Raw genomic sequence first — 8,767 nt, 5'->3', positions numbered from 1 at the left:
GACGACCACACCGAAGGCCAGAAGATGAGGGGCTGGAACGACCCCTACTGGGCGAAGATCGCCGACAGCTACGACCACATCATGACCCGCAGCGTGCTGCGCGACCAGCCCATCGACTCCGCGCGCGTCGTCGGCCCGGTCGAGGGGGTGATGCTCTGCACCGACAAAGTGCCGAAGGTGCTGACCGCCCAGGACATCGCGCGCATCCTCACCGCCGACCTGCGCCCGCGCCACATGACCCGCGCCCTGATCGCAGCCGCCCGCGCCCGCCGCAACGGCACCGACAACATCGCGGTCACCGTCATCGCGCCCCGCACCACCTAACCCCGGGCATCACGGATTTCCGGCTACAACACCGGGGCTCCGCTGCCGTGTTGGGTTGGCGCGGGCCCCCGGCGCTCCGGCTGTGGGGGGGAGAGAACCGCCGAAGCTGGTGCGGCGCATCTGGTGTCACTCGACCGGGCGCGCTTGGTAGGTGTCGGGCGCGCCCAGGAACACCGATTCCTGGCGCACGAACACGCGCAGGCCGAGGACAGCATCGGCACACCGGGCGTCGCACCTGGCACGCTGTCCCCGTAACGTGAAGTCGTCCCGCCCGTCGTGGACTTCGTGGGCTGCACCCGCCCTCGTACGGCCCGCGCGGGCCTCGGCGGAGGTCCGCGCTCCCGGCGCCTCGGACCCGAAAGGCGCCGGTAATCGCCAGGTACGGGTTACGCGGCGGTCGTGGCGAAGTAGTGCCCCGCGTCGAGGTCGTCGATCAGACCCGGGTGCGTCGGCTTCCAGTTCAGCAGCGCGCGGGTCTGGTCGGACGAGACGGGATTGTCCAACTGGACGAGATCCGCGAGGAATCCGAAGTGGTCCGCCGCCTGGTCGGGCTCGACGCCGACCGTCGGCACGTTCAGGTGCCGGCCGATCGTCTCGGCGATCCGGCGGAAGGGGACGCCTTCGTCGTCGACGGCGTGCAGCCGGGTGCCGGCCGGCGCCGACTCCAGGGCGAGCCGGTACAGGCGAGCCGCGTCGAGGGTGTGCACCGCCGGCCAGCGGTTGGACCCGTCGCCGACGTATCCGGCGACGCCCTTCTGCCGGGCGATGCCGATCAGGGCAGGGACGAACCCCCCGGACCCGTCGAGCGAACTGTGCACGGTGGGCGTGAGCCGGATGACCGAGGACCGGATCCCTCGCTCCGCGAGACCGACGACCTTGTTCTCCGCGTCGATGCGGTAGCCCCCGGCAACCGTGTCGGCTTCGGTGCCCGTCCGCCCGAGCGCCGCCAGGGCGAGCAGCAGCGTGCCGGACGTACCGACCAGGGGCTTGCCGGTGCAGGTCAGCGCGTCCGCGAACGCGTCGATCGCCTTGAGGTCGGCCTCGGCGGCGGTCGCCATGTCGCCGGCCAGCATGAGGTCGTGCTTGAAGGCCAGGTGGACGACCGCGTCCGCCTCGGCGGCGGCTTCCCGGAGGCCGTCGAGGTCGTCCAGGTCGCCGCGCCGTACGTCGGCACCCGCCTTGGCAAGCGCGGCGGCCGACACGTCCGAGCGGGCGAGGCCGACGACCTGGTGGCCGGCCGCGAGGAGTTCGGGAACGACCGCCGAACCCAGGTGCCCGGATGCTCCGGTGACGAAAACACGCATGGGATCTTCCCTTCACAACCGATGATGTCAGGTTATGACATCACTGTAGCAGGGTGATGTCAGAGTCTGCCATCACATAGAATGTGCGCATGGGACGCTGGCAACCGGGATCGCGCGAACGCCTCGAGGCGGCGGCGCTCGCACTGTTCAGCGAGCGCGGCTACGACAGCACCACGGTGGCGGAGATCGCGGCGCGCGCCGGGCTGAACGAGCGGACCTTCTACCGCTACTTCACCGACAAGCGGGAAGTCCTCTTCGACGGCGGCCACTTCCTGGAGGGCTTCCTCACTCGGTCGGTCGCCGAGTCGCCCGCGTCCGCCGGGCCGCTCGACGCGATCATCGCGGCGCTCGAGCAGGCGGCGACCGAGGTGTTCGCCGACCGCCTGGCCATCGCCCGGCAACGGCAGACCGTCATCGACGCCAACCCCGAACTGCAGGAACGTGAGCGATCCAAGATGGCATCCATCGCCACCGCGCTGGCCCGCACCCTGCGCGAGCGCGGGGTCGGCGACCCCGCGGCAAGCCTGGCCGCCGAAACGGGCCTCACAGTATTCAGGATCTCCTTCGCGCTCTGGGTCGCCCACGAGAACACCAGGAGCCTCACGGAACTGATCAAGGAAACGATGACGGACCTCAGGACGATCACAGCAGGCCCATGACCGTTGCCGCCCCGGGTCGGCCCGTCCAGGTCACCCGGCCCGCTCCGACCGGTCACCCCCTCCGCCCCGAACGGGCCTGCCCCTTCCCGGCCGACGGCCGCGGAGGACCTGCTCGCTGTGGAGCATAGGGCCCTGCGAGCAGTGCAGTAGCTCGGCATCGCTGGGCCCGTGAGACCCATGACGGCACGACACCGCGAACGCCCACCAGGCTGCCGATGTCTGAGCGTTCATCGGATCATGGTGTCGATGCATGCCAGCCGGCGCGTGACGGTCGTGACGCTCTGGCCGAGGGGCGGCCACGGGAACTCGGTCATGCTGATCCTCGTTAGGGACACACCGTGGAGGGCCGCCAGGAGGTTGGCTGCGTCGGCACGAGGATCCGTACTTGTCGAGAATCCCTCTGCTACACAGGCTTCGAGTGCGACCACCAGAGCGTCGAGCGCGTCATAGCCGGCGCGTCTGGATGCTCCCTCCAGCGGTGTGAACATCAGTCGGCGCCTGGCTGGCCATTTGATGCCGAGAGCGACATAGGCCTGACAACGGGCGAGAAGTCGTTCCAGGGAGTTCGCCGCGGCTTCGGCCACTGCGTCGGTCTGTTCGATCAGATCCTGGAACGTGCGGTCACGCATGGCGGCATGCAACTCGGTCACGTCGGTGAAGTGGCCGTACAGCGCCGGTGCCGTCACGCCCGCGGCGCGTGCCACGGCCCGCAAGCTCACTGCCTCGATGGTGTTCTGTTCGTCGAGCACGGCGAAGGCTGCCTCGATGAGGCGTTCCCGCGTCAGCTTGGCGCCTGCAGTGGGTTGACGCTTCGGGCGGGGCGCTGTCGGCGTTCGCATACTTTCACTTTACGCGCGTTTAGTTGCTGGTGTATACCTGCGTTGCCAGGTCAGCCCGCTGACTGGACGTAACCTCATCCTCGATCATCTCACCCGGTGGCGTAGTCACCGCGGGCCAGGCACCACCGGGAAACCGGCACACCACACGGCTGGCCCCATACGTCCACCGACCACCCTGAACATCCGTGGAAGGACACCCATGAAGTTCGCCAAGACACCCCGGGGTCCGCCGACTGGCCGTCGCCGCGATCGCAGCCCCCCTTGGCGCTCGCCGGCGCCGGCGCCGCCCAGGCAGCCACCTCGTCGGTCACGCCCCGTCAGCTACCCACCGGCGGACGGGCTGGTGGCGCGGCTACTTCCTCGTCGGTCACGCCCGCCGCCTCCGAATGGCCTGATGGCCACGGCCTGCTAATGGCCTGACGGCGCGGCTACTGGCCTTGCGAAAGACATCACTCGGGCGGCCCCGCTTGCTCTGCGTGCGTCGGCTCGATCTTCAGGAGGTTGTGCCCAATGAATCGTGCCCATAGACCGCGGAGGCGGCTCAGTACCGTCCTTCTCGCAGTCATGGCCACCAGTGCCGCTCGGCTGACCGCCCCGCTGGTGGCGCTGGCGCTCGCGGTGGCCACAGTGATCGCCGTGCCCGCCGCCTCCTACGCCGCAGACAACACCCCCAAACCACTGGTCCCGCAGACGCACGCCACCAGCCCGACCTCGCTCGGCCAGCATCCGACGCACCAGGTCTGCGCCAAGCCCTCCAAGGCCGGCGAGATGTCCTGCCTGTCGGTGGAGCGGGACGACGTCAGCGGTCCGAAGGGCGTGCAGCCGAACGCCACCCCCGCCGGGTTCGGCCCGGCCGACCTGCAAAGCGCCTACAACCTGCCCTCCGGCGGGGCCGGCCAGACCGTCGCGCTCGTGGACGCCTACGACGACCCGACCGCCGAGAGCGACCTGGCCGTCTACCGGCAGCAGTACGGCCTGCCGGCGTGCACGACCGCCAACGGCTGCTTCAAGAAGATCGACCAACGCGGCGGCACCACCTACCCGCCGGCGGACTCCGGCTGGTCCGGGGAGATCTCCCTGGACCTCGATGCGGTCAGCGCGATATGCCCCAGCTGCAACATCCTGCTGGTCGAGTCCGACGACAGTTATATGAATAACCTCGGCGCGGCCGTGAACCAGGCCGTCGCCCAGGGCGCCAAGTTCGTCTCCAACAGTTACGGCGGCGCCGAGGGCTCCGACGAGACGCAGTACGACGACGCCTACTTCAACCACCCAGGCGTCGTGGTCACCGCCAGCACGGGTGACTCCGGCTACGGGGTCAGCTACCCGTCGGCCTCGCCGTACGTCACCGCGGTCGGCGGCACCTCGCTGGTGAAGGACACCTCCACCACCCGCGGCTGGGCCGAGGCCGCCTGGAGCGGCGCCGGCAGTGGCTGCTCGGGCTATGAGACCAAGCCGTCGTTCCAGACCGACTCCGGCTGCGCCCGCCGTGCGAACGCCGACGTGTCCGCGGTCGCCGACCCCAACACCGGCGTCGCGGTTTACTACAACGGCTGGCACGTCTACGGCGGTACCAGCGTGTCTTCGCCGGTCATCGCGTCGGTCTACGCCCTCGGCGGCACCCCCGCGACCGGCTCGCAGCCCAACTCCCTGCCCTACCAGAACACCGGCAACCTCAACGACGTCACCTCGGGCAGCAACGGCAGCTGCAATTCCTCATACCTGTGCACGGCCGGGCCCGGTTACGACGGACCCACCGGTCTGGGCACCCCGAACGGTGTTGCAGCATTCCGTTCCGGGCCGCACGGGATCGTGACCGGCACCGTCACCGACGGCACCAACCCACTGGCGCAGGCCAAGGTCAGCATCGGTGACGGCACCACCACGACGGACGGCCAGGGACACTACAGCCTGAACGTGGCCCCCGGGACCTACGACGTCACCGCGTCCAAGTTCGGGTACGACTCCAACACCGTCTCCGGCGTCGCGATCGCTGACGGCCAGACGGTGACCGAGAACCTCGCGCTCACCGCGAAGCCGGCTGTCAACGTCACCGGTACCGTCCGGGACGGCTCCGGCCACGGCTGGCCGCTGTATGCGACCGTGCAGGTCAAGGGCGAACCGACCGCGGTCGCCTACACCGACCCCAAGACAGGGCGCTACAGCCTGCGCCTGCCCGCCGGGGACACCTACACCCTGCAGACCGACGCGCTCTACCCCGGCTACACGCAGGACTCCGCCGACGTGCAGGTCGGCTCGGCGGACGTGACCCACGACGTCAACGCCTCCGTCGACCAGACCTGCAGCGCGGCCGGCTACGCCTACAAGTACACCGGCGACACCCAGACGTTCGACGGCACCACCGCACCCGCCGGCTGGACCGTCGACGACAAGATCGGCAACGGCCAGACCTGGGCCTTCAACGACCCCGGCAACCGTGGAAATCTGACGGGCGGCTCGGGTGGCTTCGCCATCATCGACAGTTACAAGTACGGCTACAGGAACAGCCAGAACAGCTCGCTGATCAGCCCGGTCATGGACTTCAGCACGCGGGCCCACCCGATCGCGTCCTTCCGCAATGACTACTTGGGTCAGTTGAACCAGGTCGGCGACGTGGATCTCAGCGTCGACGGCGGCCAGACGTGGAACACCGTCTGGCACCACACCTATGACAGCGTCCGAACGAACACCCAGGTCGTGGACCTGTCCCAGGCGGCCGGCAAGAGCGCCGTCCAGGTACGGTTCCACTTCACCGGCAGCTTCGGCGGATGGTGGCAGGTCGACGACGTCTACTTCGGCAACCGTACCTGCGACCCGACGCCGGGCGGCCTGGTCGTCGGCCAGGTGCTCGACAAGAACACCGGAGCCGCCGTCAACGGCGCCACAGTCACCTCGGCTGACCAGCCCGCGGAGAAAACGACCTCGGCGGCGACGCCGAACGACCCGAACCTGGGCGACGGCTTCTACTGGCTGTACTCCTCGATCACCGGAAGCCACACCTTCACCGCCACCGCGGGCAACTACACCTCCCAGGACGCCGCCGTCGACGTCGCGGCGGACACAGCAACAGAAGGTGCCTTCTCCCTCCCCGCACCCCGGATCGAGGTGACCCCAGGCTCGGTCAGCAAGACGGTCAACTGGCAGGGCCAGACCAGCCAGACCGTGACGGTCAAGAACACCGGGACCACCCCGGTGACCGCCAGGATCGGCGAGCGGCCGGACACCTACCAGCCGGCCACGCAGGGCGCACCACTGCAGAAACTGAAGGGAGACTACTCACCCGAACCGTTCCAGCCGGGCAAGACGGCGACGACCACCGCCGCCCAGCCCGCCACGACACCGTACGCACCGCCATGGACCACGGTGGCCGACTACCCCACGGCGATCATGGACAACGGCGTCGCGACCATCGGCGGCAAGGTCTACTCGGTCGGCGGCGTCGCCGGTGCGGCCATCAGCGCCAAGGCCTACGTCTACGACCCGGCCACCCAGGCATGGAGCGCCATCGCCGACATGAACACCGCACGTGAGGCTCCGCAGGTGGCGGCCGTCGACGGTCAGCTGTACGTCTTCGGCGGCTGGGGTTCCAACGGGGCTCCGGTGGCCACGACGGAGATCTACGACCCGTCGTCCGGCACCTGGTCGACCGGGGCGAGCAACCCCAGGTCGTACGCCGGCGCCGGGGTGAGTGTTCTCAACGGCAAGATCTACCTGGTGGGCGGCTGCGTCACCACGTGCACCGGTACTCCCGACGTGCAGGTGTACGACCCGGTGTCGAACTCCTGGAGCTCGGCGCATGACTACCCGCAGCCCACCTCTTGGCTCGGCTGCGGCGGCATCGACGGCCAGGTGTACTGCGCCGGCGGCTCGACGACCACGGCCACGTCCAAGCACACCTACGCCTACGATCCGTCCTCGGACAGCTGGAGCCCCGTCGCCGACCTGCCGATCGATCTGTGGGCGATGGGCTATTCGGCCGCCAACGGCCAGCTGCTCGTCTCCGGCGGCGTGACCAACGGATTCAGCACGATCACCAACCAGGGATTCGCCTACAACCCGCGTTCCGACGCCTGGACGGCGCTGCCCAACTCCAACAACACCCTCTACCGCGGCGGCTCCGCCTGCGCTTTCTACAAGATCGGAGGTGCGACCGGCACCTCCGCTCCGTCGAAGAGCTCGGAGATGCTGCCCGGCTACGACCAGTGCAGCGCCACGAACGACGTCACCTGGCTGTCGGAGGACAACACCCAGGTGACGATCCAGCCCGGAGACAGCGCCACGATCACGGCGACACTCAACGCGAACGCCGGGATCACCCAGCCGGGAACCTACACCGCGCAGCTCACCATCAGCGCGAAGACCCCGTACACGGTGGCACCGATCCCGGTGACGTTCACGGTGAACCCGCCCAAGACCTGGGGCAAGATCACCGGAACGGTGACCGGAGCCGGCTGCACCGCAGCCCCCGGCCCGCTGACAGGCGCGACGGTGCAGATCGACACCTCGGCAGCGAGCTACAGCCTCAAAACCGACAAGAACGGCCAGTACATGCTCTGGCTCGACACCCGGAACAACCCGCTCACACTGATCGCGGCCAAGGAAGGATGGGCGCCACAGACCAGATCGGTCAAGATCGCCAAACTGAAGACGACCACGGCCGACTTCACCCTCAAACCCGACCACACCTGTAGCTGATCCCGGTGCGGGTGCCGGCCCCAGCCCCGCACCTGCACCCCCACAGAGCGCCCCGGCCACCGCGCCGGGGCGCTCTGACCCGAATCCGCAGGTAGGAATTCCACACCGGGGTGCGCTCGGACTGGGAGGTCTTCCAGCACCTGGCCACCCGGGGGCTGGCCGCCGGCCCCGGCGGCGGCATTCCTGACCTGGAGAACGCGCTCGGCCTGGTGCGGGGCAAGCCGTTCGACGGCCAGGACTGCCCCTGGGCGGACTCCGTCCAGCAGAAGATGCTCTCCCGCATCGTCGACGTCGCCCACACACTCGCCGCCTGGCACACCGACGGCGACAGCCCGGACCTGGACGCCGCCCGGCACGCCGCTTTGCGCGGCCTGGACATCGATGAGACCGCCGAGGTGCTGTAGCGGGACTGGATGACCATCGAATGGGCCGCCGAAAACACCGCGGGCGTACGCAAGGCCGTCGCGCGAGCGCAGCAGGTCGCGCGCTCGTACGACATGTCACTGGACACCATCACCGAGCAGACCATCGACCTGGTGCTGCCCCCCGACCGGCCCGAACCCGCGCACGTCGGCCGGGCCTGACAACGCAACAGGTGCCGGGCCGCGACGATCCGCCTCTTCGAGCGTTCGTGCCAGATCCGTGCCAGATGCTGCAGCTCGTTCAGGCCGCTTCCTGCGTACGGCGCGGCGTGAAGCGGACGACGATCTCGCCACGCTCAGGGGCGAGGTGGATATCCAGATCGGATTCCATCGCCCGAGTCAGCCGCGACAGCAGCGGCAGTGCGGGGGTAGTGCCGCCCAGTTCTATGCGCGAGATCCCGGGTTGGGTCACGCCCGCCCGACGGGCTAGGGCGTGTTGCGAAAGTCGATCAAGGTCGTGGATGATCAAGCGCTGTGGGGCGTGGAGATATGACGAGCGGCCAGTGGGCTCGGCTTGAGCCGCT

At 68.9% G+C, this 8,767-nt stretch carries 8 protein-coding genes; 5 read left to right on the top strand and 3 right to left on the bottom strand.

From position 1 onward, the window contains the following. On the top strand, nucleotides 1-324 hold a 324-nt coding region (locus EFK10_RS00780), incomplete at its 5' end, for a hypothetical protein (protein ID WP_206305253.1). Nucleotides 325-710: 386 nt separating this feature from the next. On the opposite strand, the gene EFK10_RS00775 is transcribed toward EFK10_RS00780, so the two are convergent. Beyond that, complete coding sequence (locus tag EFK10_RS00775; protein WP_127353862.1) at nucleotides 711-1,628, bottom strand: SDR family oxidoreductase; 918 nt, start codon at nucleotides 1,626-1,628, stop codon at nucleotides 711-713. 89 nt (nucleotides 1,629-1,717) lie between these two features. Here EFK10_RS00775 and EFK10_RS00770 point away from each other — a divergent pair, with 89 nt between their 5' ends. After that, nucleotides 1,718-2,287: a TetR family transcriptional regulator gene (locus EFK10_RS00770; RefSeq protein ID WP_127353861.1), complete on the top strand. Its 570-nt coding sequence runs from the start codon at nucleotides 1,718-1,720 to the stop codon at nucleotides 2,285-2,287. A gap of 227 nt (nucleotides 2,288-2,514) precedes the next feature. Here the strand turns inward: EFK10_RS00770 and EFK10_RS00765 are convergent, their stop codons facing one another. Continuing rightward, the gene (locus tag EFK10_RS00765) at nucleotides 2,515-3,126 is read right to left on the bottom strand and encodes a TetR/AcrR family transcriptional regulator (RefSeq protein ID WP_127353860.1); all 612 of its coding nucleotides are present in this window, start codon (nucleotides 3,124-3,126) and stop codon (nucleotides 2,515-2,517) included. A gap of 564 nt (nucleotides 3,127-3,690) precedes the next feature. Here EFK10_RS00765 and EFK10_RS00760 point away from each other — a divergent pair. The 3 genes from EFK10_RS00760 (at nucleotide 3,691) to EFK10_RS46865 (ending at nucleotide 8,405) form a co-directional block, all read left to right on the top strand. Beyond that, nucleotides 3,691-7,821, top strand: a complete 4,131-nt coding sequence (locus tag EFK10_RS00760; protein WP_127353859.1) for a carboxypeptidase regulatory-like domain-containing protein — start codon at nucleotides 3,691-3,693, stop codon at nucleotides 7,819-7,821. A 110-nt stretch (nucleotides 7,822-7,931) separates the two neighbouring features. Beyond that, nucleotides 7,932-8,225, top strand: a complete 294-nt coding sequence (locus EFK10_RS00755) for a hypothetical protein (RefSeq protein WP_127353858.1) — start codon at nucleotides 7,932-7,934, stop codon at nucleotides 8,223-8,225. A gap of 9 nt (nucleotides 8,226-8,234) precedes the next feature. Beyond that, complete coding sequence (locus EFK10_RS46865) at nucleotides 8,235-8,405, top strand: hypothetical protein (protein ID WP_164835748.1); 171 nt, start codon at nucleotides 8,235-8,237, stop codon at nucleotides 8,403-8,405. A gap of 79 nt (nucleotides 8,406-8,484) precedes the next feature. Here EFK10_RS46865 and EFK10_RS00750 read toward each other — a convergent pair. Next, nucleotides 8,485-8,767, bottom strand: a 283-nt coding sequence (locus EFK10_RS00750; protein ID WP_127353857.1) for a helix-turn-helix domain-containing protein, incomplete at its 5' end; no start/stop codon positions are given.

Source organism: Streptomyces soli (assembly GCF_003999195.1).
GTDB lineage: Bacteria > Actinomycetota > Actinomycetes > Streptomycetales > Streptomycetaceae > Actinacidiphila > Actinacidiphila soli.
Note: the sequence above shows the minus strand (reverse complement) of the source record. Positions and strands in the feature narration are given on the sequence as shown.

Coding starts and splice junctions, on each gene's coding strand:
- EFK10_RS46865 (WP_164835748.1), top strand. CDS start 8,235: ATGACCATCGAATGGGCCGCCGAAAACACCGCGGGCGTACGCAAGGCC.
- EFK10_RS00765 (WP_127353860.1), bottom strand. CDS start 3,126: ATGCGAACGCCGACAGCGCCCCGCCCGAAGCGTCAACCCACTGCAGGC.
- EFK10_RS00775 (WP_127353862.1), bottom strand. CDS start 1,628: ATGCGTGTTTTCGTCACCGGAGCATCCGGGCACCTGGGTTCGGCGGTC.
- EFK10_RS00770 (WP_127353861.1), top strand. CDS start 1,718: ATGGGACGCTGGCAACCGGGATCGCGCGAACGCCTCGAGGCGGCGGCG.
- EFK10_RS00760 (WP_127353859.1), top strand. CDS start 3,691: ATGGCCACCAGTGCCGCTCGGCTGACCGCCCCGCTGGTGGCGCTGGCG.